Source organism: Leptospira ainazelensis (assembly GCF_016918785.1).
GTDB classification, from domain to species: Bacteria; Spirochaetota; Leptospiria; order Leptospirales; family Leptospiraceae; genus Leptospira; species Leptospira ainazelensis.
Genome location: NZ_JAFFPT010000083.1, coordinates 1 through 918, shown reverse-complemented (window position 1 = coordinate 918; position 918 = coordinate 1). Strand labels below are relative to the sequence as shown.

The following is a 918-nucleotide window of genomic DNA, read 5'->3' as shown; positions in this document are numbered from 1 at the left end:
ACCGAAGTGACAAAGCAATGTGCCGAAGGCCGGAGTGAGCGCGAGCGGGAACCGTGAGTCGCGAACGAAGTGAGAAGTCGAAGTTAGACGCTGGGTCGCGTTTATACTTTTAACAAGTTTTGTAAAAACTTTCCTTTTAATGTTTTGTAAATTGAAAAGTCAGAATCAATACTAATAATCCGTTCAATCCCTTCCCTCTCCGCAATGCACATTAAAGAAGCATCAGCTAAATCCATTGGTAAGTCGGAATATTTTTTCATACGACTTTTTATATATCGAAGATCTTCTATGTTTATATCTAAAATTTGTATGCTTCCCCTTTCAATCCATTCTAAGAAGTCAGACTGAGCTTCTATTGAGAATGAAAGTAAATAAACAACTTCTGTAACTACTGGCCATGATGAAAATAGTGAACCTTTATAGGATTTAATAAATTTGTAAGTAGATTTATGAAATTTATCATTAGAATTAAATAAAGCGACAATCGGACCTGAATCAATGAGAGCGACGTTTTGCATTCTTCCCCTTAATTGACTGATGAAGATATTTTTTCCGATTTTGAGCTAAATCTGAAACTCCGGATGCATGCTTTCCAAATAAATCCTCCCCTAATTCAAATGGAGTTTTTAAACTCGCATGATTCTTAATATACTCCAAGATAGAATCTTTAACTATTTCTGAACGGCTTTTACCTTCGGATTTCGCAAAAGAATCTAATTTTCTTTCTAATTCCGGTGGCAAACGTAAACTTATCATATTAAACATGTATCACAGATAAGTATTACAGTCAAGAAGCTTATTTAAATTAAAATACTTTTATTCCTAAGCGATTTGCGACCTTGCGTCTAACGAAAGAGGCTTCTCGACGTTGCGTCCGCAAGCGCTTGTGCGCGACGCGGTTGGCACGAGGTTCGAGGC

At 36.9% G+C, this 918-nt stretch carries 2 protein-coding genes; both read right to left on the bottom strand.

The window, feature by feature from the left end; genetic code table 11:
• Positions 1–101: 101 nt before the first annotated feature.
• Positions 102–518 carry a type II toxin-antitoxin system VapC family toxin gene (locus JWG44_RS21655; RefSeq protein WP_205277111.1) on the bottom strand — a complete coding sequence of 139 codons (417 nt, stop codon included), beginning with the start codon at positions 516–518 and terminating at the stop codon, positions 102–104.
• Positions 496–756 (bottom strand): ribbon-helix-helix protein, CopG family, encoded by a 261-nt coding sequence (locus JWG44_RS21650; protein ID WP_205277112.1) that lies wholly within the window; start codon positions 754–756, stop codon positions 496–498. Before JWG44_RS21650 ends, JWG44_RS21655 begins: the two co-directional genes overlap by 23 nt.
• Between the last annotated feature and the right edge of the window lie 162 nt (positions 757–918).

Excerpts from the sequence above, each read along its gene's own strand:
- JWG44_RS21655 (WP_205277111.1), bottom strand. The coding sequence starts at position 518 with ATGCAAAACGTCGCTCTCATTGATTCAGGTCCGATTGTCGCTTTATTT.
- JWG44_RS21650 (WP_205277112.1), bottom strand. The coding sequence starts at position 756 with ATGATAAGTTTACGTTTGCCACCGGAATTAGAAAGAAAATTAGATTCT.